General features: G+C 60.5%; 17 protein-coding genes. 8 read left to right on the top strand and 9 right to left on the bottom strand.

Annotation, left to right across the window (positions count from 1 at the left end; translation table 11 throughout):
- The first annotated feature begins 96 nt into the window (after positions 1-96).
- Both pdxA and NF78_RS22995 read left to right on the top strand, forming a co-directional pair.
- Entirely contained in the window at positions 97-1,185 is a 1,089-nt protein-coding gene (gene pdxA, locus NF78_RS23000; RefSeq protein WP_225885401.1) for a 4-hydroxythreonine-4-phosphate dehydrogenase PdxA, read from the top strand.
- Positions 1,186-1,209: 24 nt separating this feature from the next.
- Positions 1,210-2,913 (top strand): ABC-ATPase domain-containing protein, encoded by a 1,704-nt coding sequence (locus tag NF78_RS22995; protein ID WP_035991974.1) that lies wholly within the window; start codon positions 1,210-1,212, stop codon positions 2,911-2,913.
- Positions 2,914-2,970: 57 nt separating this feature from the next.
- Here the strand turns inward: NF78_RS22995 and NF78_RS22990 are convergent, their stop codons facing one another.
- The 4 genes from NF78_RS22990 to NF78_RS22975 form a co-directional block, all read right to left on the bottom strand.
- On the bottom strand, positions 2,971-4,116 hold the full coding sequence (locus NF78_RS22990) for a glycosyltransferase (protein ID WP_052050856.1): 1,146 nt from the start codon (positions 4,114-4,116) through the stop codon (positions 2,971-2,973).
- Positions 4,117-4,713: 597 nt separating this feature from the next.
- Entirely contained in the window at positions 4,714-5,217 is a 504-nt protein-coding gene (gene uraD, locus NF78_RS22985) for a 2-oxo-4-hydroxy-4-carboxy-5-ureidoimidazoline decarboxylase (protein WP_035991973.1), read from the bottom strand.
- 44 nt (positions 5,218-5,261) lie between these two features.
- A complete protein-coding gene (locus tag NF78_RS22980) occupies positions 5,262-6,422 on the bottom strand; it encodes a 5-(carboxyamino)imidazole ribonucleotide synthase (protein WP_035991971.1) in 1,161 nt (386 codons plus the stop codon).
- Between the two features lie 115 nt (positions 6,423-6,537).
- Positions 6,538-8,823, bottom strand: a complete 2,286-nt coding sequence (locus tag NF78_RS22975) for a RelA/SpoT family protein (protein WP_035991969.1) — start codon at positions 8,821-8,823, stop codon at positions 6,538-6,540.
- A gap of 453 nt (positions 8,824-9,276) precedes the next feature.
- Between NF78_RS22975 and patD the strand changes: the two genes are divergently transcribed.
- From patD to NF78_RS22955, 4 genes are all read left to right on the top strand, one after another.
- The gene (gene patD, locus NF78_RS22970) at positions 9,277-9,618 is read left to right on the top strand and encodes a heterocyst frequency control protein PatD (protein WP_052050855.1); all 342 of its coding nucleotides are present in this window, start codon (positions 9,277-9,279) and stop codon (positions 9,616-9,618) included.
- A 142-nt stretch (positions 9,619-9,760) separates the two neighbouring features.
- Positions 9,761-10,333, top strand: coding sequence for a zf-TFIIB domain-containing protein (locus NF78_RS22965; RefSeq protein ID WP_035991967.1), 573 nt, complete (start codon positions 9,761-9,763; stop codon positions 10,331-10,333).
- A 163-nt stretch (positions 10,334-10,496) separates the two neighbouring features.
- Positions 10,497-12,125: a dipeptide ABC transporter ATP-binding protein gene (locus NF78_RS22960; protein ID WP_035991965.1), complete on the top strand. Its 1,629-nt coding sequence runs from the start codon at positions 10,497-10,499 to the stop codon at positions 12,123-12,125.
- A 153-nt stretch (positions 12,126-12,278) separates the two neighbouring features.
- The gene (locus NF78_RS22955) at positions 12,279-14,102 is read left to right on the top strand and encodes an alpha/beta hydrolase (RefSeq protein WP_035991963.1); all 1,824 of its coding nucleotides are present in this window, start codon (positions 12,279-12,281) and stop codon (positions 14,100-14,102) included.
- 82 nt (positions 14,103-14,184) lie between these two features.
- On the opposite strand, the gene NF78_RS22950 is transcribed toward NF78_RS22955, so the two are convergent.
- Positions 14,185-14,520 carry a 2Fe-2S iron-sulfur cluster-binding protein gene (locus NF78_RS22950; RefSeq protein WP_035991962.1) on the bottom strand — a complete coding sequence of 112 codons (336 nt, stop codon included), beginning with the start codon at positions 14,518-14,520 and terminating at the stop codon, positions 14,185-14,187.
- A gap of 129 nt (positions 14,521-14,649) precedes the next feature.
- On the opposite strand from NF78_RS22950, the gene cimA reads away from it, so the two are divergent.
- Positions 14,650-16,278 carry a citramalate synthase gene (gene cimA / locus NF78_RS22945; RefSeq protein ID WP_035991960.1) on the top strand — a complete coding sequence of 543 codons (1,629 nt, stop codon included), beginning with the start codon at positions 14,650-14,652 and terminating at the stop codon, positions 16,276-16,278.
- A 220-nt stretch (positions 16,279-16,498) separates the two neighbouring features.
- Here cimA and NF78_RS22940 read toward each other — a convergent pair whose 3' ends face one another.
- Together NF78_RS22940 and NF78_RS22935 are read right to left on the bottom strand one after the other, a co-directional pair.
- Entirely contained in the window at positions 16,499-16,939 is a 441-nt protein-coding gene (locus tag NF78_RS22940) for an RNA recognition motif domain-containing protein (protein WP_035991957.1), read from the bottom strand.
- Between the two features lie 504 nt (positions 16,940-17,443).
- Entirely contained in the window at positions 17,444-19,969 is a 2,526-nt protein-coding gene (locus NF78_RS22935; protein WP_035991955.1) for a M48 family metalloprotease, read from the bottom strand.
- Positions 19,970-20,156: 187 nt separating this feature from the next.
- Between NF78_RS22935 and NF78_RS22930 the strand changes: the two genes are divergently transcribed.
- Complete coding sequence (locus tag NF78_RS22930) at positions 20,157-20,903, top strand: sulfite exporter TauE/SafE family protein (RefSeq protein WP_156119928.1); 747 nt, start codon at positions 20,157-20,159, stop codon at positions 20,901-20,903.
- Between the two features lie 84 nt (positions 20,904-20,987).
- Here the strand turns inward: NF78_RS22930 and NF78_RS22925 are convergent, their stop codons facing one another.
- Positions 20,988-22,283 carry a metallophosphoesterase family protein gene (locus NF78_RS22925; RefSeq protein WP_035991951.1) on the bottom strand — a complete coding sequence of 432 codons (1,296 nt, stop codon included), beginning with the start codon at positions 22,281-22,283 and terminating at the stop codon, positions 20,988-20,990.
- 47 nt (positions 22,284-22,330) lie between these two features.
- The gene (gene prfA / locus NF78_RS22920) at positions 22,331-23,431 is read right to left on the bottom strand and encodes a peptide chain release factor 1 (RefSeq protein WP_035991948.1); all 1,101 of its coding nucleotides are present in this window, start codon (positions 23,429-23,431) and stop codon (positions 22,331-22,333) included.
- Positions 23,432-23,589: the final 158 nt, after the last annotated feature.

Below are 23,589 nucleotides of genomic sequence, written 5' to 3'. Positions count from 1 at the left end.
CAGGCAGTAACAGGGCCAGTTGCCCGGCCCACCAGCGGTTGACGTAACCCCTGGCCGCCCTTATTTTAGACCAGTTTGGGACCACCCCCTGCGCCTATGACCACCCCTGCGACTTCGATGTTGAACCAGCTGCCGCTGCGCCCCCGGCTGGCAATCACCCTGGGCGACCCGGCGGGGATTGGGCCAGAGGTGGTGCTAAAGGCGCTGGGGGCAAAGGATTGGGCCGCGATCGCAGACATTGCCCTACTGGGCACGCGATCGCTGCTCGAACAGACCCACCAGGCCCTCCAGCAATCCACCTACGGTGGCCCCATCCCCGACCTGGACGCCCTGCCCCTGGTTGACATGCCGCCGCCCCTGCCCCTGGAGCGAGTGACCTTTGGCCAGGCCGCCGCCGCCACCGGGGCCGCCAGCTTTGCCTATCTCAAGATGGCGATCGCGGGAGCCGTTGCGGGCCAGTACGATGCGATCGTCACCGGACCAATTGCCAAGTCGGCCTGGAAGGCCGCTGGGCACCACTACCCTGGACAGACCGAGCTGCTGGCGGAGGGGGCCGGGTGCGATCGCTTTGGGATGGCCTTTGTGGCCCGGTCGCCCCACACCGGCTGGTGGCTGCGCGCCCTGCTGGCCACCACCCATATTCCCCTGCGCCAGGTACCCGCCGCCCTGTCGCCAGAGTTACTCACCCAAAAGCTCGATCTGCTGATTCACAGCCTGAAGCAGGACTTTGGCTTGAGTCAGCCTCGCATTGCCGTGGCCGGACTCAACCCCCACAGCGGCGAGGGCGGCCAGCTGGGCCGCGAAGAAGTAGACTGGCTGATCCCCTGGCTGGAGCGCCAGCGCCAGCGCTACCCCCAGGTGGAAATTGCTGGCCCCATTCCCCCCGATACCCTGTGGGTGCGCCCAGGGCAGGCCTGGTTTGGCACCGAGGAGCGCGCCACCGAGACAGCCTACGATGCCTACCTGGCCCTTTACCACGACCAGGGCCTGATTCCGGTGAAGCTGATGGCCTTTGACCGAGCCGTGAACACCACTGTGGGGTTGCCCTTTGTGCGCACCTCACCCGACCACGGCACTGCTTTTGACATTGCCGGACAGGGAATTGCCGACCCCAGCAGTATGGTGGCGGCGATGGACCTGGCAGTGGCGGTGGTGAAGGTGAGAGGCTGCGTGGGTGTAGAGTAGCTGAGGGGTAAATTACGCTGCGCTATGGCCACCCAAGAGATTCTTTACGATCAGCTCCACCGCCTGGATGGCCAGGGCTATGGAGCCTACAAGTCGCTGAAGGGAAAGTACACCTTTGAGGACTTTACCCTGCACATCGACCATGTGCAGGGCGACCCCTTTGCGGCCCCCAGTCGGGTGCGGGTGGTGGTGCCCCAGGCGGTAGCGGGGTTTCCCAACCGGCTTTGGGAGCTGCCCTGCCGGGCGATCGCCCTGTCGGACTATCTGACCCGCGAGTTTCATCGGGCCGCCCAGGGCAGCCAGCGGACTTCGGGCTCGGGCAAAAGCGGGTTGGTGGGCATTGTGCGGCCCAGTCAGGCGATCCTCAACCGCAGCGCCGCCAGGGTAACGGCAGGGGCTGTAGAGCTGCGCTTTACCGTGGGCCTGCCCGCCTTTGGACGGCGGATTGCGGGACGGCAGGCAGCGGACCTGTTGTGCGGTACGGTGCCGGCCCTGGTGCGGCAGACGCTGGTCTACGGGGCGCTGGACGCCGCCCAGCTGGAGCACCATGTCAATACCGCCGAGGACGCCGAAGCGCTGCGATCGCAGCTCTCCCACCACCACCTGGTCGCCTTCGTCGCCGACGGCGCGATTTTGCCCCGGCGCAGTGGTGTGGATGAGTGCCCCCTGGCGGATCAGGCGGTCCCCTTCAAGTCCCCGGACTCGCTGCGGGTGACGCTCACCTGTCCCCACGCCGGAGCCATCACCGGCATGGGGGTGCCCTGTGGGATCACGCTGATTGTGGGGGGCGGCTACCACGGCAAATCGACCCTGCTGCGAGCGATCGAGGCGGGGGTATACAACCACGTGCCCGGTGACGGACGGCACCAGGTGGTGACGGACCCGGCGGCGGTGAAGGTGCGGGCCGAGGATGGCCGCAGCATTGCCGGCGTCAATATTGCGCCCTTTATTGGCAGCCTGCCCCAGGGCAAATCGACCCAGACCTTTTCCACCCCGAACGCCAGCGGCAGCACCTCCCAGGCCGCCAACATTATCGAGGCGATTGAGGCCGGGGCGACAGCGCTGCTAGTGGATGAGGACACCTCGGCGACCAACTTCATGATTCGCGATCGCCGCATGCAGGCGCTAATCGCCAAAGATCGCGAGCCGATCACCCCCTTTGTAGACAAGGTGCAGCAGCTCTACAGCGACTACAACATCTCCACGGTGCTGGTGATGGGCGGCAGCGGTGACTACTTTGACGTGGCCGATACGGTGATTGCCCTCGACGAGTTTGTGCCCCAGGATGTCACCGAGCGGGCCAAAACCATTGCGGCTGAACTTAAAACAGAGCGCGATCGCGAGGGGGGTCAGTCCTTTGGGGCCATTTCCCCACGCACCGTACAACCCGACAGCATTGACCCCAGCCAGGGCCGCCACAGCGTCAAGCTGCAGGCGCGCGACGTGGAGCAACTCCAGATTGGCACCGAGGCCATTGATCTGTCGGCGGTGGAACAACTGGTGGAAACTGGACAGGTGCGGGCGATCGCGGCGGCGATCGTCTATGCCCAGCGATACTACCTCACAGCAACGACCCCTCTAAGCGAGGCGATCGAAGCCGTTATGGTTGATATTGCGCAGCATGGTCTTGACTGTTTGACCGAATGGCCTATGGGCGACCTGGTTAATTTTCGCGGCTTAGAGCTAGCCGCCGCCATCAACCGGTTGCGTACCCTCCGTACCGCCTGATCAATTTCCAGGGGCGATATGTCGTTGAATTATAAGTCGTTGAATCTTAAACAACGATTAAACCGGCTTCATCCCTACCTTCACAGGCGCATCTGCCGTCACGCTACTCGCTACTCGCTGTAGGAGCTGAACGATCTGCTCAATGTGGTACTCGCTGGTATGGTTTTCCAGGAAGTATCGGTAGGCGGCCTCTGCTCTGGCGCTAGCCTCCTCGGGGTGAGTCAGGATGTATTCCACGGTTGCTCTCATCTGATCAGGAGAATCAGGCTGTACTCCCCAAACCAGGCCTTTATCTGCCATCTCGGTGGCCAAGCCTGTTGTTTTGGTAATCACAATCGGTCTACAGCAGGCCATAGCTTCCATCAAAACCGTCAACCCAGCAGAATAGGTGTTGTCGATTAAGCTAATGACCGTTATGTCTGCGCTGCGATACAGATCGCGCAACTCGACCCAATCGAAGTACCGCATTTCCATATTTTGAGGCAGTTGCTCTGGAATTCGGCACCGAGTTTTGGAGGTGGCATTGGGCGAAACGGCGCAGACCTTAATATCGAGATCTAAGTCCTGCAAGGCATTGGCCAACGTCACATAGTCCCGCTGTTCCAGACCAGCACTCGCGATCAGAGGGCGACGCTTTTGAATGGTGCCGGATTCAGGGTAGAAGAACTGTCGATCGGTTTGCTCAGCCAAGCACACCACCCTATCCTCAGGCAGCTTGAGCATACTTTCCATCGTTTTAGCCTTAAGGGTCGTATTAACCGTAAAGGTATGAACGAGACGATGGAGTTGTAACCCCTTGAGCAGCAACCGAGGCCGCCAGCGTTCAGGACACATCACATTCATAACTAAATATGGACGTTTTCTTTTAAGCACAGCCTGGATAACCAGTGGTAGTCCCGCGTCCTCACCACAGCAGTAGATAATATCACCCGGTCCAGACTGGGCTAAAATTTGCCTTGCCAAAGTCCACTGCTGAGGTCTGCCGATGATCTTAGCCAGCCATTTATCTATGATGGTAACTGAACTATCATCCTCAAAATCGGGTTGATGAATTTGAGCATTAAGTCTCTCTTTGAGTTGCCAAACGACATGACGGGGTCCCTGCCCTAGTGCGGCCCGCTCAACAAAGTGCTTGAAATCAAACTTTGTGCTAGTTAAAACATGAAAACTGGGAGAAATGCTTTGGTTGGTTATAAATGTCATATCAACTCCAACAATCGGTAGTTGTAGTAGCACTGGCTAAACCCCCACCCAATCGCATCATGATGCAACCCTGTAAATGGTGATATTTAAAACTCACGGATTAAATTTTTGAGGTTTTACCCTGGATGAGGTGGATAAAGTAAACACAATGGCTCAGCAGCGGCACTCAATAGCCATGGCCAATATGGATGTTAAATGCTGTTCACAAAACCATTTTTTAAACTGGGTTTGGATACTATTCAATGAGCTAGACAGTCGTTCTTCACGTCATACCGATCGAATGAGCCGGAAAGAACTTCAAGTCGTTAAGCCTCGAACGTTTCCAAACTGGTGGATCCTGGCAGAATCGATAGGCAGTTTGGCCAAATAGGCCGTCAAACCACCCCTAGGCATGGGCGCAAACCCAGGCCTGGGTTTGGATAAACGGTGAATCTTAAGTTGCTCCTTCTTCAAATTAATTAATTTTGTGCCTAACGTATCATGGCCAACTTTAAAAACCAACACCTATACGTACGTAGGAAACAAAATTTTAATAAATAGCCTCTGGCCTAACCGCTTTATAAAGTTGTTGTATTGACAGCTTGGGCAATTGAGCCGCTACTTGGAGAGAATCCAGGCCTCAAGCCGAAAAAGGGCAATCTTCTCAATTTCACGTAGCGCAGTGGTTACTTCCACATCCGAAGAATTGCGTAATCTTTTGATGAAGTTTTCTAAGACCGTTGTCTTAGTATGCCCTGCTACGGCCAGGATGAAGGGAAAGCCAAACTGACCTTTGTACTGCTGGTTGAGGGTTTGGAATTGGTGGTATTCCTCTGGGCTCAGGTTGCTGAGACCGGCTTTGGTTTGTTCGGCCACGGAGGCTTCGGCCATGGCCACCCGAGTGCCGAGGTCGGGGTGCGCTCGGATCAGCGCCAGCTGATCTGCTGGTGCCATGGCCTGCACAATATGAACCATGCGCTGGTGCAGGTCGGCCACCGAGGAAAAGGGGCGCTGGGGCCAAACCTGGGCGGCGATCGCTGGGGTGTCTTCAAAGGCGGGGCCGAGCGCGACGACGAAGTCTGCCTCGGTCATGGCGTTGAGCTGGTCCAGGGTGTAGGGCATGGAGAGGGTGAAGGGGTGGGGGGGTGAAGGAGTGAGGGGGTGCGTTATGTCCCGTACCAGAGGGTTTCGATCGCGGCGGCGGCGGCGGCGGGGTCATCCCTAGGACCAAGCCGTTGGGTGATGTGGCCCAGCTTGCGACCGGGACGCAACCCTTTGGTGTACCAGTAGAGGGTAGCGTTGGGTAGCTGTTTGAGAGCCTCAAGGCGTTGGTGGTGGGTGGCTTCGTCTTCCTCCAGGCCCAGCAGGTTGACCATCACCGCCTGGGGGCAGGTGAGGGCGGTGGGGCCGAGGGGGCGATCGCTGACCGCCCGCAGCTGCTGCTCAAACTGCGAGGTTTCGCAGGCATCGAGGGTGTAGTGGCCGGAGTTGTGGGTGCGGGGGGCAATTTCGTTGATCAAGATGCGATCGCTCTCGGTCAAGAAACACTCAATGCCGAGGATGCCCACCAGATCCAGCTCCTCGGCCAGGGTGCGGGCGATGCCCTCCATGCGGCTACTGACCCCGGCTCTCACCCTGGCCGGGGCAAAGACCCGACGGCAGATCTGGTTCACCTGCTGGGTCTCGACGGTGGGGTAGACGGCGACGTTGCCCTGGGCCGATCGGGCAACCATAATGGCCAGCTCCTGCTTGAAGGGCACAAACTCCTCCAGCAGCACGGGGGCGTGGTTAAACCTGGCCCAGGTGGCGCTGAGGTCAGAGGGGGTTTGCACAACGGTGGTGCCCTGGCCGTCGTAGCCGAGGCGTCGGGTTTTCATCACCAGCGGAAAGCCGATAGCTTCGGCCTTGGCCAGGAGGTCGGCGTCGCTGGCGTCGGCGTCTAAGCAGGCAAAGCGGGGGTTGGGCAGGCCAATTTGGGCAAAGAACTCCCGCTGGTGGCGCTTGTCCAGCACCAGGCTGAGCAGATCCAGGCCGGGGCAAAAGACCGTGCCGCCGTCGGCCAGAGACTGTAGCCCCTGGCGATCGATAAACTCGTTTTCAAAGGTGATCACATCGCACTGGGCGGCCAGAGTAGCCGTGGCGGCGGCATCGGCGACGGAGGCAAAAACGGTGGCCTGGGCGATCGCCACGGCCGGATCGGTATCTCTGGGGGTCTGCACCACCAGCTCCAGACCCAGCTTCTGCGCCGCTGGACCCATCATCCAGGCCAGCTGACCTCCGCCAATTACGCCCACTCGTTTAGCGGGATGAGCCGTTCTCTGCGCCATAGTCCTGGGCCACTGTGCTGTTGTCGTCGAGGCAGACTCCCATTATTCCACGGCTTTGGGGACATCCCTCCTGGTTTAGGATGCCAACTGACTAGCCAGGGTATCCCCCTTTGCCTCAGCCGCTGTGGCTCATGCGGCGAATTTTGAGCACGTCGGTCATCTTGCGGATCTGCACAAAGGTTTGATCGAGGTGGGCGTGGTCTTTGACATCCAGTCCCAGGTCAATTTCGGCGGTCTGGCCGGGGAAGGTTTTGACCTGGGCCTTGTGGACGTTGATTTGCAAGTCCGACAGGTGGGACAGAATGTCCTTCAGCACGCCGACGCGATCGATCACCTCAATCCGCACCTCTACGGGGTAGGTCTGGCGAGACCCGTTCAGCTCGCCGGGGTTCCAGCTGACCGGGATGATGCGATCGCCCGGAATATCGGCCAGGTTGGGACAGCCCTGGCGGTGAATGGCGATGCCCCGGCTGCCCAGGGACACACTGCCCATGATCGGCTCTCCGGGCAGGGGGTTACAGCAGCCGGCAATGTGGTGCATCAGCCCCTCAATGCCGAGAATCGGGTCCTTGGAGGGGGTGGGGCGGTGGCGGTGGGGACTGGTGACGGCCCCAGCCAGAAACTGATCAGAGTCCTGTAGCGAGGCCTCCGGTGACAGCACCTCCAGGGGCTGTTTGGTCTTGATCGCCTCCCGCAGGCGGTTGACGAACAGGTTGAGGGTGACCTCGCCGTAGCCCAGCCCGGCCAGCAGGTCGTCCACACTGGGGTAATTGCAGCGCTCGGCCGCCATCTGGGCTGGCTCTGACTTCAGCAGGGCATCGAAGCCACTGCGGCCCAGCTCTTTTTCCAGCAGGTCACGACCCCGGGCAATGTTTTCGTCGCGGTGCGATCGCTTGTACCACTGCCGAATCCGGTTGCGGGCGCTGGGGGTGACGACAAAGTTGAGCCAGTCAAGGCTGGGGTGGCTGTTCTTCTGGGTGATGATTTCGACAATGTCGCCGTTGACCAGGGGCGTATCGAGGGTGACGATGCGGCCATTCACCCTGGCCCCGGCGCAGTGGTTGCCCACCTCGGTGTGGATACGGTAGGCAAAGTCAACCGGCGTGGCCCCCCGGCTGAGCGGCACCACGTCCCCGTCGGGGGTAAACACGTAGACATCTTCATCAAACAGATTGCCCTTGACGTTTTCGAGGAATTCCTGAGCGTCCTTGAGGTCGTTTTGCCACTCCAGCAGCTGCCTGAGCCAGGTGAACTTCTCGTCGTCAGCGTTAATGCGGGTGTTGGTGGAGGCACCGGTTTCCTTGTACTTCCAGTGGGCGGCGATACCGTACTCGGCCACATGGTGCATTTCCAGGGTGCGAATCTGCACCTCGATGGGCTTGCCCTTGGGACCAATCACTACCGTATGCAGCGACTGATAGCGGTTGGGCTTGGGCAGACCGATGTAGTCTTTGAAGCGACCCGGCACCGGGCGAAAGGCATCGTGGACGATGGCCAGGGCGCGGTAGCACTCTTCGTTGGTGCCCACGATCAGGCGAATGGCGGCGATGTCGTAGATTTCGCTGAAGTCCTTCTGCTGCCGCTCCATTTTGCGGTAGATGCCGTACAGGTGCTTGGGACGGCTGCTAACATCCACTACCTGGATCTCGGACTGGTGCATGCGCTGGCGCAGGGTTTCGGCCACCTGCACCAGCCGCGCCTCGCGGTCGACCCGCTTTTCGGTGATGTGGCGCTGCATTTGCCGGTAGGCGTCGGGCTCCAAATACTTAAAGGAGAGATCCTCCAGTTCCCACTTGAAGCGCCCAATCCCCAGACGGTTGGCCAGGGGTGCAAAGATCTCCATGGTCTCGCGGGCAATGCGACGGCGTTTTTCGCCGCTGAGGTGCTCCAGGGTACGCATGTTGTGGAGGCGATCGGCCAGCTTCACCACAATCACCCGAATGTCCTGGGCCATAGCCAGGAACATGCGGCGAAAGTTTTCGGCCTGACGCTCGGTTTTGCTCTCGAAGTTGAACTTGGACAGCTTGGTCACCCCTTCCACCAGCTGGCGCACTTCGTTGCCAAAATGGGCTTCCAGTTCTTCGGGGGTGATCTCGGTGTCTTCGACGATGTCGTGGAGAAAGCCGGAGGCGATCATGGCGCTGTCGCCGCCCAGGTCGCGCAGCAGCCCGGCCACCGCGATGGGGTGGCAGATGTAGGGTTCGCCCGAGGCGCGGTACTGGCCCTTGTGCAGGGTGTAGGCAAACTCAAACGCCTGGCAAACCAGCACGCTATTGGATTTGTCTTTGGGGTCCTGGGCAAGGTCATCCTGGCGGTCGTCGTGGTGGGTTAGCACACAGGTTTCGAGCCAACCGGGCAGGGTACAATCGTCGGGTAGGGGGGGATGAACCGTTGCAGTCATAAGGATGCCAGTGACCTCTCAGGGAAAGGGATAAGCTCAAAATTGGCCAACTTGGATGGCAAACAGTTGACCTCTGTATTTCAGGGTTGAGCAGGAATCGAAGAACGAAATCGTTCGATTTGGCGATTTGCCACCTGAACCGAAAAGTTCTTGAGGTTAGGTGGATAGATTTAAACTTAAACCCCTGGCAAAACTCGTACAGGTGTTCTGCCAAAGAATGCGGCACCCCTGCCCTAGAGCAGGACGTTTAGATAGAGATAACCTACACCATAACTCTGGGGAAAACCCTTATTCTGACCGGGGCGCAATAAATGCTTATGGCCAGTTTCGAGTAGATGGAGTGTTATGTATTAACCTTAACATTTGTCCCCCCAGGGGGGAATCAGCAAGTTGTCTTTGACAGCGGTAAATCGCTATCAAAGGCATTCGCCAATGCCTTGAAGGGATATCTATATGATAATTGCCCTGTCAAATCTGCGATCGCAGCTGCAAGCCCTCGCCGATCTGGCCCGCACCGCCAACCCCAGCGGTGACCGATTGCAGGAGCAGTTTTTGCTGGCTCAGCAGCATTTCCAGCACCAGATTTTACCCCTGGGCAACGAGGTAGCGATCGCCCAGCCGGTGATTACCGAAATGAATCGCACTTTTAGGCTGCTGGCGATGGATGTGGCCTTTTTGGGGGCGGCCCGCCAGTCTGCCACGACGCAGCGGCGCCAGCGGCAGCTAATTGAAAAGCTGGAGCAGCTGCTGGGCTTTTGCGAGGCGCTGGATCAGGCGATCGATGACACACCCTAGACGCTTTTGGGGGTCGGGCGTGGCAAAGCTCCGGCCATAGGGGCTTCAGCCAGTATTGATGACACGCCCTAATCCCCTGGCCCAGGTGGTTTAATAGTAGGGTTCATGGACCCTCAGACGATCGCGGTGGAGAGTAGCTACGTTGTATCAGTGCCCTAAGGACGGCAATATTGACCTTCAGGACAGTCAGCTGGCACCGGGGCTACCGGCTCACGCCTGTCCCAGCTGTGGCGGCGCGTGGATTCCGCCCGAAAACTACATCACCTGGCAGCGATCGCAGGTCGACCCCGATGCCCCCGTCACCGTAGCGGTGCTGCCCCTGTCGCTGAGCACCTCTTTTCGCCCCGCCGCCCTGGACAACCGGGCGGCCCTCTGCCCCGACTGCCGCAGCTACCTGGTGCGGGGCCGCATTACCCTCAAGCAGGGGGCTTTTTATGTGGAGCGCTGCCCCAACTGCAACGGCATCTGGTGCGATGCGGGGGAATGGGAGGTGCTGGGCCAGCTCGATTTGCAGGCCCACCTCGACTACATTTTTTCCGCCGACTGGCAGGGACAGGTGCGCGAGCTAGAGCACGGCGAACGGGAGCGGCTGGCCACCATCGACAAGCTGGGGGAGGACATTGCCCAGCGCGTCTTTGAGCTGGCTGAGCTGCTGGAGCAGCACCCGAATGGGGATTTTGGCGTGGCGTATTTGATGCGACGAGTCGATCAGTGAGTGGGTGGGTAGGCGGGTGAGCGAGTGGATGGGTGGATGGGGTCGTTCGCATTGACTTAAGCTTTTGACCTCTTATCTGGTCTCTACGGGCCTGCATTTCTCTCGCTGATCCACTATTTACTCTCCACCCATCCACCCTCCTACCCATCCACCCCCTACCCCTATGCCAGACTCGCTTCTCACCCTCGAAAACTTTTCGGTCGCCTACCCCGGCCAGGCCGAGCGGGCGGTGGATCGGGTTTCGCTGACCCTGGCGGCGGGGGAAAAGCTTGGCCTGGTGGGGGAGTCGGGCTGTGGCAAGAGCACCCTGGGCCGGGCGGCGCTGCGGCTGTTGCCCCCCGGGAGCGAGGTCCAGGGGCGGGTGTGGTTCAACAGCGAGTCGGTGCTCGACTTTACTCCCCAGCGGCTGCGCCGGTTCCGGGGGGAGGCGATCGCCCTGGTGTTTCAAGATCCGATGACGCGGCTCAACCCGCTGATGACCATTGGTGACCACTGCATAGAGACGCTGCGCGCCCATCGTCCTGGGGTTTCGCAGGCGGAGGCGAAGGCGCGGGCGATCGCGGTGCTGGAGAAGGTCAACATTCCCGCCAGCCGGTTTGGCCAGTACCCCCACGAGTTTAGCGGCGGCATGCGCCAGCGGGTGGCGATCGCCCTGGCGATGCTCCTGGAGCCCAGGCTAATTGTGGCCGATGAGCCCACCACCAGCCTGGATGTGACGGTATCGGCCCAGATTCTAAACGAGCTGACGCGGCTGTGCGATGAGTTGGGTACGGCCCTGGTGCTGATCTCCCACGACCTGTCCCTGGTGTCGGAGTACTGCGATCGCGTCGCCGTCATGTACCAGGGCCGGGTAGTGGAGGAGGGCACCGCCGCCACAGTGTTTCAAGACCCACAGGATGCCTACACGCGATCGCTGGTTGAATCGGCCCTGCAGCTGCAGCAGGCGGAGGGCATAGCCTTCACCGCCACCGCCGCCGTGCCGCTGCTGCGCCTGACCGATGTGACCCAGCACTACGCGCTGGAGTCCAACCCCTTTGCGCGCCTGTTGGGCAACCCGGCCTCGAAGGTGATCAGGGCCGTGGACGGCGTTTCGCTGGACATTTACCCCGGCGAGGCACTGGGGCTGGTAGGCGAGTCGGGCTGCGGCAAGAGCACCCTGTCGCGCACGATTTTGCAGCTGGTTAAGCCCACCTCTGGGCATGTGGAGTTTGGCGGCACCGACCTCACCACCCTGTCGCGCCGGGCCATGCGCCAGCAGCGGCGACACCTGCAAATGGTGTTTCAGGACCCCCACGCCTGCCTCAACCCGATGATGACCGTGGGCAAAAGCATTGTCGACCCGCTGCTGATCCACGGGCTGTCCACCGTGGCCGAAGCCGAAAAACAGGCCCACGAGATGCTGGCCCGCGTCAGCCTCTACCCCACCAGCGACTACTTCCACCGCTTTCCGGGCGACCTCTCGGGCGGGCAGCAGCAGCGGGTGGCGATCGCCCGCGCCCTGATCACCAAACCCAAGCTCGTGATCTGCGATGAACCCGTCAGCATGCTCGACGCCACGGTGCAAACCCAGGTGCTGGAGCTGATGCTGGCCCTCAAGCGGGAGTTTGACCTCACCTACTTGTTCATTACCCACGACCTGTGGGTGGCCCGGTTTATGTGCGATCGCATTGCCGTCATGCAGCAGGGCAGAATTGTGGAGTTGGCCCCCACCCAAACCCTGTTTGAGTCGCCCCAGCACCCCTACAGCCAGACCCTGCTGGGGGCGGTACCCAGCCTGGCCCAGAACGCCTAAACCAATATTTGCCCACTATTTTGTAAACAATTTTGGAAACAATTTTGGAAACTGGCGGAGCTGGGCTGTAGGCTACTGTGCGAGCCCGGCTACTCGCTCGAGCTGGCCGGGGCGAGTCTCGCTCATCTATCCCCGTTCGATTCCAGGGCATCTATGAAACAGCTTCCGTTTATTATTCGAAAGTTTGTCTTTGCCGACGAGAGCCTGGCTCGCATTGTCGACATGGACGATGGCAGCGGCGTTGAGGGCAAAATTCCGGGCTACTTTGTCATGAGTAGCGCCCCGCCCAGCATCGAAGAGGCCCAGGAAGGCAGCGAACGGCTGCAGCAGCAGGCCGAGCAGGGCATCCAAGAGATTGCCGACCATCTCTGCCGCCGAATGGCAACTGCCGGGAGCACCGCCGAGTTGGTGATTACGGTCCACGGCTACAACACCAGTCTCGACGGGGTCGAAGCCTGGTACAAAAACATTTTTAAGTACATCAACCGCCACGATCCCGCCATTGCCGCCCAGGCTAACCAGGTGTTCGTTGGCTACCGCTGGCCTTCGGAAAATGTCGCCCTCGGCAGACCCCAAAAAATTGGCGAAGCGCTGAGCGCCCTGCCGCCTTTGCCCCGCGATTTGCTGGTCACGGGGGGTCTGGCCGCCCTGGCGCTGCTGCTCTTAGAACTGATTACCTTCAGCCCGTCGGTGTGGAGTTTTCTACTCAGCCTGGGGCTGGTGCTGCTGTTTGTGCTGGGCATCTTGATACTGGCGCTGGTGGTGCTGCGGCTGGTGGTGTACTTCCGCGACAGCTACCGGGCCGACAACTTTGGGGTGCTAGACCTGGTTGAACTGCTGCGCCAGATTGATATGGCGATGCTGGAACGGACGGCGGCGGACATGTTTCCAGCCACCGATGGGCAGATGCCGCGGCGGCAGGCCATGGCCCAGGCCAGGGGCTACTGGCAGCGGCGATCGCAGAATAAAGTCAAACTCAGCTTTATTGGCCACAGCATGGGCGGGTTTGTGGTCACCAATGTGGTGCGAATTCTCTCCGACGTGTTTGACACGGCCTCGGTGGAGAAGCGGCCTGATTCCTACATTGGCGACGTGTTTAGCCTGGGTCGGCTGATTCTGGCCTCCCCCGACATTCCCGTGCTCACCATTGTGTCGAGTCGGGCCAACTTTTTGGCCTCGTCCCTCCGGCGCTTTTCGGAATCGTACCTGTTTAGTAACGAGGGGGATGTGGCCCTGCGCACCGCCTCCACCGCCGCCAACTATATCGCCTTCCCCAGCCGCACCCAGGCGCGGGGCGCCCGCCTTGGCACCGTGGCGCTAAAAGACAGGTTTGGGGACGAGAACGACTACGGACTGCTCAACCTGAGCACGCTGGACAACGACTTTTCGCCCTCCCTGCCCATCGGTGAGGCGATCGCCCAGGCCAAAAGCAACGTCATGGATCACCTGTTTTTGACCTACCAGCGGTTTAAAGGGCAGGGGGTGGTCACCCTGGCCGAGCTGTTTACGGTGCAGACCGCCCGCAGCAGCAATCGCGCCACCGTAGCCGACTTTTTCACCTACTTTGACTGCACCAACTACCTGGACTTTCGCTACGACCCCAGCACCAATACCTGCTCGGCTCAGCCAACCGGTCTGTTGACCCGCGCCCTGGGCCGGGCCGTACTCACCCCCTGGGACTACTGCTTGCTCATCCTCGACTACGCGCTGGGCAAGCGCAACGTGCACGGCGGCTACTTTGAAGGCAAGTTTAGCCAGGAACTGCTGTACCGACTGGCCTTTTTGGGCTTTGACGACTATTTGAAAACCTACGATAGCGATCCTCAGGTGGGTCTCAGCCAGCTGCACCTGGCCTGCCAGGCAAAACAGATTCAGGGCTATTTGTCCCCCATCTGTTACCGGGCCAGTATTCAGGGGGGCAGCCTGGAGGGAACCAAGGCCGATCTGCTGGAGGCGATCGACTTTGGTGAGGATTGAGCGAAAGCCTGAGAGCCTGGGCCATTGGGCAGTCCCTACCGATCCCAATTTTGAGTTGGGGGCAACCCAGCAGGATTTAGGATCAGTCTGCGGCCCAGACCACCGCTTCCCCCTGGCCCCAGAAGCCGTCGTATTTGGTGACGGTGATGTCGCCCAGCACCTGGGTCTGGCAGGCGAGTCGCAGGTTGCGGGCGGGGTCGTGGGGCGGTAACGATCGCCGCCCCTTGTCTTTCCAATTCACCGCTGAAACTTCACCCTGAATCTCTACGGCGCAGGTGCCGCAGGTGCCGAGGCTGCGGCAGTTAATCAGCTTCGCCCGACCGTTGTAGAGATCCACACCGTGGGCCAGCAGTACCTGGCGCAGGTTGGCCCCGACCTCGCACGGCATGGTCTTTCCCTGGGCGGTGACGGTGGGCATGGCATTTCCTGGCAGACGAAGAATATCTACGTTTTATAACGCGATCGCCCCCCTCCCCTCAAGCAGCCCCAGGCCAGGCCTTACGCTAAATACTTACGCTAGATAACTGAATCGTTTAGGTCACCGGCTATGGCTGAGCAGCGCCCCCCCCTTCACATCTACGACACCACCCTGCGCGATGGGGCCCAGCGGGAGGGGCTGGCCCTCTCCATTGAGGACAAAATTCGGATTGCGCGCAGGCTTGACGCCCTGGGGATACCCTTCATCGAAGGCGGCTGGCCGGGGGCCAACCCCAAGGATGTGCAGTTCTTCTGGCAGCTGAAAGAAAACCCCCTCACCCAGGCCAGCGTCACCGCCTTTTGCTCCACCCGCCGTCCTGGTCAGGTGGCTGCCGACGAACCCATGCTGCAGCCGGTGCTGGCCGCAGGCACCGAGTGGATCACGCTGTTTGGCAAATCCTGGGATTTGCACGTCACCACCGGCCTGCAGACCACCCTGGCCGAAAACCTGGCCATGATCGACGACACCACTGGCTACTTTCGCAGCCAGGGCCGCCGGGTGATCTACGACGCCGAGCACTGGTTTGACGGCTACTTGGCGAACCCAGACTACGCGCTGGAAACCCTGGGGGCGGCGGTGAAGGCCGGGGCCGAGTGGCTGGTGCTGTGCGACACCAACGGCGGCACCCTGCCCCAGCAGGTGGGTGAGGTAGTCGCCGCTGTTAATGCCTGGCTTCAAGATTTTCCAGAACCCCGGCCCCAGCTGGGCATTCACACCCACAACGACAGCGGCACGGCGGTAGCCAACGCTATGGTGGCAGTGGTCGCGGGGGCCACCATGGTGCAGGGCACCATCAACGGCTACGGTGAGCGCTGCGGCAACGCCAACCTCTGCACCCTGATTCCCAATCTCCAGCTCAAGCTGGGCTACCCCTGCATTGCCCCTGCCCGGCTCGAAACCCTGGCCGAAACCAGCCGCTTTATCAGCGAGGTGGTGAACCTGGCCCCCGATGACCACGCCCCCTACGTGGGCCGCTCGGCCTTTGCCCACAAGGGGGGCATCCACGTCAGTGCCGTGGAGCGCGAACCCAAAACCTACGAGCACATCGACCCGGCCAGCGTGGGCAACAGCCGCCGCATTGTGGTGTCGGACCAGGCGGGGCTGAGCAATGTGCTGGCGCTGGCCCGCAGCTTTGGCCTGGTGCTAGAGCGCCACGACCCGGCCTCGCGGCAGCTGCTCACCCGGCTCAAAGCCCTGGAGCACGAGGGCTACCAGTTTGAGGCCGCCGAGGCCAGCTTTGAGCTGCTGATGCGCGAGGCCCTGGGCGATCGCCCCCGCTTTTTCGACCTCACGGGGTTCTACATTAACTGCCAGCACCAGGGCAATGGCGCGGAGCACAGCAGCCAATCGCTGGCCACGATCAAAGTCATGGTGGGCGAAGAAGAGATCCTGGCGGCAGCGGAGGGCAACGGTCCGGTGGCGGCGCTGGATACGGCCCTGCGGAAGGCGCTGCTGACGTTTTACCCGGCGATCGCCCACTTCCACCTCTCCGACTACAAGGTGCGAATTATTGACAGCGGCGCGGGCACGGCGGCCAAAACCCGGGTGCTGGTGGAGTCGAGCAACGGCACCCAGCGCTGGACCACCCTGGGGGTTTCGACCAACATCATTGAAGCCTCCTATCAGGCCGTCACCGAAGGGCTGGAGTACGGGTTGATGCTGGAGACCGAACAGCGCTCCTGCGCGATCGCCTTCTAGACGGGGCTTGGGCCATAACCTTCGCGAGATACACAAGTTGTAGCGCTGGCCATTGCGCTTAGGCCATTGGCCTCTTCCAGAGGCAAAAACTGGGGCGGCGCAATGGCGTATAGCCATCGCTTCAGGGGCATGGGTCGGGTTCTAACAGTTCTGGCGATGACTAAAAAAGCCGCAGAGCTAGTCATCCCTGCGGCCCAAATCAGTTATGTGCTAAGTTCGCCTAGCTAGAAGTGGTTTGAGCAGACAGCATCTGCTTGAGTTTTTCCAGTTCTCCAGCCCAGCGGGGATCGGGTTGGACACTGCCACCACCGCTAGCCGCGGCTGCGGTTGTCTTTCGAGCGCCAGGCTTACTGGATCGCTTGCCGTTTGCTTCGCCGCTGGAACGCGCCTCTGACTCACCCTCAGGTTTTGTGCGGGGTAGGGCTTTCTCAATCTTGAGCGGCATATCGGCCAAGACCTGGCCGTTCAGTTGCTCAACGATCTCATCCGCCTTTTCATCGGTTTTGACCGTGACAAAGCCAAAACCACGGCATTTCCCAGTTTTTTTGTCGGCAATGAGCTTTACAGAGACTAGATCGGCATTAAAGTCAGCAAAGACGCTTTCAAACTCCTGCCGCTCCAAGTCCTTGGAGAGATTGCCGACGTAAAGGCGAATTGACATTTGAGATACCTCTGGTGTTCTAAAACTAAAGGCAGATGAATCGAAATCGATAACCTTGCCAAATAAAGTTTGAGCGTTAGGTCAACCGCCCCCTGCATCCAATGCTGCCAACCTAACCAACTACTACCAGGATTGCAGATTCTGACCTAAAGTTGCCAACTAAAGCTCATCAAAATGCCAAATATAAGCCTTTGGATAGCCTAGGGCCTCCGCACAATTCTGGCCCAAAACCTTCTGACACCAGCATTGTCGCGCCGGTTCCCCGGATCAAGCAGGAATAGTGACTCGGTCGCGGCTAAAAGTCACCCGATAAGTAAAAACCAGCCCGCTGAGGCTGGTTGGTTGCTGTGTTGAGAGTAGGAGAACCCAGTACCTGATGACCTCTGACGCAAACTCATTGGAGTAGCCAGGGAATCTAGGCATGTGTTTCTGTAAATTAATGTAACATTCAAGTGGCGATTCCGCAACATAACGTTACTTAGGCTTGCAGTACGCCACTGAAGTTTAGCCGCCGCTAAAAATAATGGCAATGCCAATCAGGCTGCTGACCAGGCTGGCCAGGGTGGCCCAGATGGGGCCATAGGTTGAAAAGCTGTGGCGCTGGTCCAGTATTATTTGGTTGAGGTCTATCCAGAGCATGCCGCTGCCGTAGCGGCTCCAGCCGGTGACGGTTACCCTGCGCCCGACCCACTGAAAGGGCTGATTGGAGGGCTGAAGCAGGTTCTGGAGGCTGGCCAACGGTACGGGATTGACCAGTTTTACCAGGCCTGAAGCGTCGTCCAGGTAGAGTTCCTGCAGGCTCAAATTGCCGCTGCCGGTCAGGCCCCGCAGCTTGCCCTGGAGCCGCACTGGACGGCCCTGCACCGGCAACAGGGGGGAGTGATTCAGCAGGTCGGCGATCGGCGCTGCCGAGGCTTGGCTGCCGGACCGAGGGTCGGTATCAGGGAACAGGACATTGATCCGCAGCAGCAGGCCCAGGCCCAGCCCTAGCCACAGCCCCCCCAGCAGAATACTGGGATCTTGATAGAGCCAGTTCAGGCGCTGCAAGCCAGTGCGGTTGACGACTCCTCCGACAAACCAGAGGACCATAGCGAGCCCTCCCCCCGCCAGCAGCCCCGCCAGCGGTCCTTTTTGCAAGAGCAGCAGGGGGAGGGAGACCGAACCCGCGGCGGGTGGAGCCGGCATCGCTGTCCCTGGGGCGAGCGGCAGGCCTGGCTGGCCTCGGCGCAGCGCCTGCTGGTGCAGCCACAGCAAGCGCTCCCCCAGGGGTGTGTGGGGCGCATTGACGCGCAGCCACTGGCGGTAGGGATTGAGCCCATCTACGGTGAGTAGGGTCCTGAGAACCGGGGTGCGATCGCACCCCGGACGGCCCAGGAGAGAGCCTGGTGCGATCGCCTGGCGACTGCTGAGGGGCATCAGGACCTCCAGGCTGGTGTGGAGGGGATGGAGGGTGTCGTGCTGGTTTAGATAGGCGGCGATCGCGGCGGTCCCCCCGAGCAGTCCGTCAATCATCAGATCGGGGCGCTGGGTCAGGGCCACGGCCCGGCGATCACCCCAGCGGCAGCACAGCCGGGACAGCCACAGCACCGTCTGCCGCAGCAGCCAAAACAAGCCATAGAGCACCGTGGCCAGACCGCTCAACAAGCCCCTGAGCCAGGGCTGGCGGCGATCGGCCGTCTGCGCCAGCCAGCGGTAGCCGGTGTGGAGCAGCAGCAGCAGCAGCCCAATCGCTGACAGGACCGGCAGGCTGCCGTTGACCATGCGGGCCAGTTCGTAACCGTAGAAGGCGGTCAGCTCCTCATCCGAGCTCTGATCCAGCAACCCCTGGCTAACCACAATTCGCGTGTGGCGGGGGAGCCAGCCGTAGCTAAAGCACAGCGGCGCAGGGTCGGCAATCAGGCGCAGCTCGGGTATGGGCCAGCCCTGCTGACGGCACACCTGGCGCAGCAGCCGCAACGAACTGGGACTCTGGGTTTGCAGCCGCCGCAGGGAGAAGGGGCGCTGGCGATACCAGAGCCCCAGGGCGCGGTCCATCAACCAGGGACTCGCCAGCCCCAGCAGCAGCAGCAGCCCCACGATCCAGCCTGTATAAGTCTGGTAGGCTCCGGGCAAGCTTAGCTGCACCGGCCAGCGCACCCAGCGCACCAGGTTATCCAGGGCTCGGAAGCTGGCGTGAAAGACCCAGTTGATTCCCCACAGCAGCGCGATCGCCGTCAGCCCCTGGCCCAGCCAGAGAGCCAGGGGGCGCTGCGGCAGAGGATCTTGACGCTGGGTGCTGGTCGGCAGGGGCCTAGGCTGGACTGCCGTCGCCTGAGCTCCAGAGAAATTTTCGGCGGGGTTTGCGGCCGAGCCTGGGTGGGTGGAGTCCCCTCGCAGGGCTTCAGAGGCCTCATCCCCTGCCCCATCGCCGTGGGACTCCGGTTGCCGGTTGAGCTGTTCGTAATGAAATAGCGATCCCACTTCAGGCGATCGCTCGTCCGGCTCCGCATCCGGCGAAGGGGGAGCTACGGGCGGCGCGATCGCGGGCTCGACCGAGGGAGCCGAGGGGGCCGAGGGGGGCCGGGTCGGGGTCGCGACGGTTGGCGGCGGGGTGTAGGGCAGACCCTGGGAAGAACTGGGCAACGGCACAAAGCCACTCAAGTCCTGCCCGATGGCGGCGGGCGGGGAGGACAGGGGCTGTGGCTGGGAGTGGTTGGCCTGAGCGGCCTCCTGTTTCGTCCGTTGCCCTAGCGCCTGCCTGGCCCACTGCTGGGCTGCGGGAGAAGGACTGTCGAGTAGACGCTGACACAGCACTGTAACCTGTTCACTGTGGCCCAAGTGCTGGTGAACGCGCACCTGGCCAATCAGCGCCTTGAGGTGGTAGGGCGAGGTGGGTGGGAGCCGCTCCAGTCGTTGAAACCGGGCCAGCGCCTGACCATAGTCCTGGGCCTTAAAGGCCGCGATCGCCTGCTGATAAAAGGCGTCTACCGACGACCTGGGGGCACGGCCAGGGCCTGAGGCTAAAGAATGGGGGTCTATGGGCTGGGCCATACGCCGCTACTAACCTAAACAGCAACCTGGACAAGCAAGATCAGAAAAGTTCAAGCATAACTAACTATTCCCCGTCTGCTCCGTCTCGCGCTCGTCAAGGCCCTGAAACATTTGGGGAGAACCACGCTCACCGAAAAGCAGCGCTGCCCCCTAGACTAAAATCTAGATCACCCTGTCGCCCCTGCCTATGATTGCCGCAAGCCTGTTTGTCGCCAGTTTTGTGGCCTGGTTTCTGAGCATGTTAGCCGGAGGAGGCAGCCCCTTTATCCTGATTCCACTAATTTCGCTGCTGCTGGGAACTCAGGCCGTGGCACCGGTCATTACCACCGGGCTGTTAATTGGCAACGCCCAGCGGGGGTTGGTTTTCTGGCAGCAGATCGATTGGCGGGTCACCGCCTGGTATGTGCCAGGGGCCGTTGTCGGTGCCCTGATCGGCGGCTATGGCCTGACGCAACTGCACGCAGAGGGGCTACAGCTGCTGTTGGGGGTGGGCCTGCTGGCGATGGTGGTCAACTATTGCCTGCCAACCAGAGAAAGGCAATGGACGCTCAAGGCCGCCCATTTTTTGCCCCTGTCCCTGGTCAATGCCATTGGGTCTGGCCTGATTGGCAGCACGGGTCCGGCCATGAACCCCTTCTACCTCGGCTACGGGCTGGAGAAAGAGGCCATGGTAGCCACCAAAGCCTTCAACAAAGCTGTTCTCCATCTGGTTAAGCTGGTGGCCTACGCCACCTTCGGCAGCCTGAGCCGGGAGTATTTGCTCTATGGCCTGGTGATTGGCCTCGGGGCCATCCCGGCCAACTGGCTGGGAAAGCAGGTTTTAGAGAAAATGTCGGCGCAGCAGTTTAGGCAGCTAGTGTTTGCGTTTGTAGCAGTCAGCGGCATCACCATGATCTGGCAACAGCGGCATGTCTTGACGGTTTGGTGGATGTAGCGACGGGGCCTGGCCTTCTTTTTCCCCTGGGGGGTTGGTTCTGGGGCCACCATAGGTCAATTGGCGGTCAATTGCAGCAGCCCCCTACCCGTCCGCAGCCGCCTGAGTCGGTGGAGCCGTTACCGCCGATGGCAGGTCCAGCAGGGTCTCAACAAGGCTGTAGAGTTCGGTCTCATCGACGCCAGCTAGCTGACGATCCTTGAGATCGCTCAGCCCTCTGGCCAGTTCTGGGGCGCGGCGCTTGTAGTCCCGGTGCGCCGCCAGCATATCCTCAAAAATGGTCTGTTCAATTTCAACCCGGTTTTGACCCTCATTGAGAGGCGTCTGGTAGGCGACGTCCTCCACCTCGTATTTGATCAGCACCACCAGCGCCTGACTGGCCGATTGAATCGACTCCTGCAGACGGCGCGTATCCAGGTCCAGGCGATCGAAGCCCACCTGGCCGGTGATTTTTAGCTCCAGAATCGGGGCTGGGTCGTCTTCATACTGCGCCGCAGCGGCGATCGCTCGGTCTATGGCCAGCTGGGTCAGCTCGTCCAGGCTCTCCTGCCCCTTGGCCACTAGCTCTACCCGAACAACGGGCCGCTGAAAATAGTCGGTTTTGAGCTGGGCATCAATCCCCTGGGGCGACAGATCTACCAGGTAAGCACCGCGCTTAAAACGACTTTCTTCTACATTGTTCGCCTCCAGCGAACCGGGGTTAAACACCCAGCCTTCGGCAGTATAGTTTTTGTGAATGTGGCCCAGAGCCAGATAGTCTACCCCTGCGGCCTGCAGCGGCAGCAGCTCTGAGTAGCGCAGAGCCCCGGCATAGCGGGCAATTTGTCCTTCCAGGCCGTGGTGAAACAGCAGCACGGTGTAATCGGGGCCAGGGGGGAGAGCTTCGATCGCGTTGGCCAGCAGTTCAATCGCCCGGGGAGCCGTAGCACCGTACCAGCTAGAGCCCACCACTCGCACGCCGCAGGGTAAATCGATGTAGCCTCCGGCGCGGGTGGCATCATTCCAGGGCAGGAGACGATTCTCCACCTCGCCGCCCTCGTTGGGCTCCAGCAGCTTCAGCAGGTTCCACTCCGACAGGTACTTGAGCCAGCTGGTGCGGGTACCGTAGGGACGGTTGTCGTGGTTACCCTCAATAGCCAGCACCGGAATGTTGGCATCTTTTAGGGCCTGGAGGCAAACCTGGGCCTGGTTAAGGGTGGCGGGCTTGATATTGCGATGCTCAAATAAATCCCCTGCGATCGCTACAAAGTCGACCCCTTCCTCAATCGCATAGCGCTCCAGCACCGTCTGCAGGGCGCGAAAGAAGTCCTTGGTGCGCTCGGGGGTGTCGTAGCGGTCAAAGCCCAGGTGAATATCGGCAATATGGAGAAACTTAGGCATGGGCTATCCCCCAGAGCAGCGTCCCCATCCCACCGCCAGCCCTCAGCTCAAACCTCAGAGGACTCTGCGGCCAGGGCTTCTAACTGCTTCTGCTGGTCGCGGCTGATGCAGGACTGAATCAAATCATCAATGTCGCCTTCTAAAACCGGAGCCAGGGAAAAGTTTTGGTTGATGCGGTGGTCAGTGACGCGGTTGTCTTTGTAATTATAGGTGCGAATTTTGTCGGAGCGCTCGCCGCTGCCCACCTGGGATTTCCGCAGGGAGGACACCTCCTCCTGCTGCTCCCGCAGCTTCATTTCGTAGAGCTTGGCCCGGAGGATCTGCATGGCCCGCTCCCGGTTTTGCAGCTGCGATCGCTCCTCTGTACAAAAAATCCGAATCCCCGTCGGCTTGTGAAACAGGTCCACCGCCGTCTCCACCTTGTTGACGTTCTGGCCGCCCGCGCCCCCTGACCGGGCGGTGGTCAGCTCAATCTCCTTCGGGTCAATGGTTACTTCCACCTCATCCACCTCGGGCATGACGGCCACCGTAGCCGTAGAGGTGTGCACCCGACCACCCGACTCGGTCACCGGCACCCGCTGTACCCGATGCACCCCGGCCTCAAACTTGAGCTTGCTGTAGACGCGATCGCCTGCCACCTCCAGAATGGCTTCCTTGAAGCCCCCCATATCAGCGGCAGACTCGCTCAGCAGCTTGACCTTCCAGCCCTGGCCCTCGGCATAGCGGGAGTAGAGCCGCACCAAGTCCCCGGCCCAAATGCTGGCCTCATCGCCGCCGGTACCGGCGCGAATCTCCAGCATGATGTTTTTGTCATCGTTGGGGTCTCGGGGCAGCAGCAAAATTTTGAGACGGCTTTCCAGCTCCGTCAGCTTCTCCTCAAGGGTGTCCACCTCCAGGGCCGCCATCTCCTTCAGTTCAGGATCACCGCTGGCCTCTTTGTAGATCTCCCGTGCCCCGGCCAGTTCCTGCTCAGTCGCCTTCCAATCGGTATAAGCGATCACGGTTTCTTCTAGAGAGGACCGTGACTTGGCAATACGCTGAAACTCGTCGGGATCCTTAGCCACATCTGGATCGGCCAGTCTCCGCGTTAGCTCCTGAAACGTCTGTTCCACGGAGTTAAGTTTCTCAATCAGGTACGCCTCAGCCATGGTGTCCTCACGTCCGCTGGTTAGCCAGAATGTCTGCACTCAGTACTCAGGGCTATCATCAATCAAGCTTTTAAGCCCAAAACCAACGGCTACAGCTTCCAGCCCATGGTTTGGGCTGGATGTGGCAACGCTGGGATGTAGCAACGCTGGTGTTAAAA

Origin of the sequence: Leptolyngbya sp. KIOST-1 (assembly GCF_000763385.1) — a bacterium.
In the GTDB taxonomy this organism is placed as follows: Bacteria; Cyanobacteriota; Cyanobacteriia; order Phormidesmidales; family Phormidesmidaceae; genus Nodosilinea.
Note: the sequence above shows the minus strand (reverse complement) of the source record. Positions and strands in the feature narration are given on the sequence as shown.

Coding starts and splice junctions, on each gene's coding strand:
- NF78_RS22950 (WP_035991962.1), bottom strand. CDS start 14,520: ATGCCCACCGTCACCGCCCAGGGAAAGACCATGCCGTGCGAGGTCGGG.
- NF78_RS22990 (WP_052050856.1), bottom strand. CDS start 4,116: ATGACATTTATAACCAACCAAAGCATTTCTCCCAGTTTTCATGTTTTA.
- patD (WP_052050855.1), top strand. CDS start 9,277: ATGATAATTGCCCTGTCAAATCTGCGATCGCAGCTGCAAGCCCTCGCC.
- pdxA (WP_225885401.1), top strand. CDS start 97: ATGACCACCCCTGCGACTTCGATGTTGAACCAGCTGCCGCTGCGCCCC.
- NF78_RS22940 (WP_035991957.1), bottom strand. CDS start 16,939: ATGTCAATTCGCCTTTACGTCGGCAATCTCTCCAAGGACTTGGAGCGG.
- NF78_RS22930 (WP_156119928.1), top strand. CDS start 20,157: ATGATTGCCGCAAGCCTGTTTGTCGCCAGTTTTGTGGCCTGGTTTCTG.
- NF78_RS22995 (WP_035991974.1), top strand. CDS start 1,210: ATGGCCACCCAAGAGATTCTTTACGATCAGCTCCACCGCCTGGATGGC.
- cimA (WP_035991960.1), top strand. CDS start 14,650: ATGGCTGAGCAGCGCCCCCCCCTTCACATCTACGACACCACCCTGCGC.
- NF78_RS22960 (WP_035991965.1), top strand. CDS start 10,497: ATGCCAGACTCGCTTCTCACCCTCGAAAACTTTTCGGTCGCCTACCCC.
- prfA (WP_035991948.1), bottom strand. CDS start 23,431: ATGGCTGAGGCGTACCTGATTGAGAAACTTAACTCCGTGGAACAGACG.
- NF78_RS22980 (WP_035991971.1), bottom strand. CDS start 6,422: ATGGCGCAGAGAACGGCTCATCCCGCTAAACGAGTGGGCGTAATTGGC.
- NF78_RS22925 (WP_035991951.1), bottom strand. CDS start 22,283: ATGCCTAAGTTTCTCCATATTGCCGATATTCACCTGGGCTTTGACCGC.
- NF78_RS22935 (WP_035991955.1), bottom strand. CDS start 19,969: ATGGCCCAGCCCATAGACCCCCATTCTTTAGCCTCAGGCCCTGGCCGT.
- NF78_RS22955 (WP_035991963.1), top strand. CDS start 12,279: ATGAAACAGCTTCCGTTTATTATTCGAAAGTTTGTCTTTGCCGACGAG.
- NF78_RS22975 (WP_035991969.1), bottom strand. CDS start 8,823: ATGACTGCAACGGTTCATCCCCCCCTACCCGACGATTGTACCCTGCCC.
- uraD (WP_035991973.1), bottom strand. CDS start 5,217: ATGCCCTACACCCTGGACCAGCTCAACGCCATGACCGAGGCAGACTTC.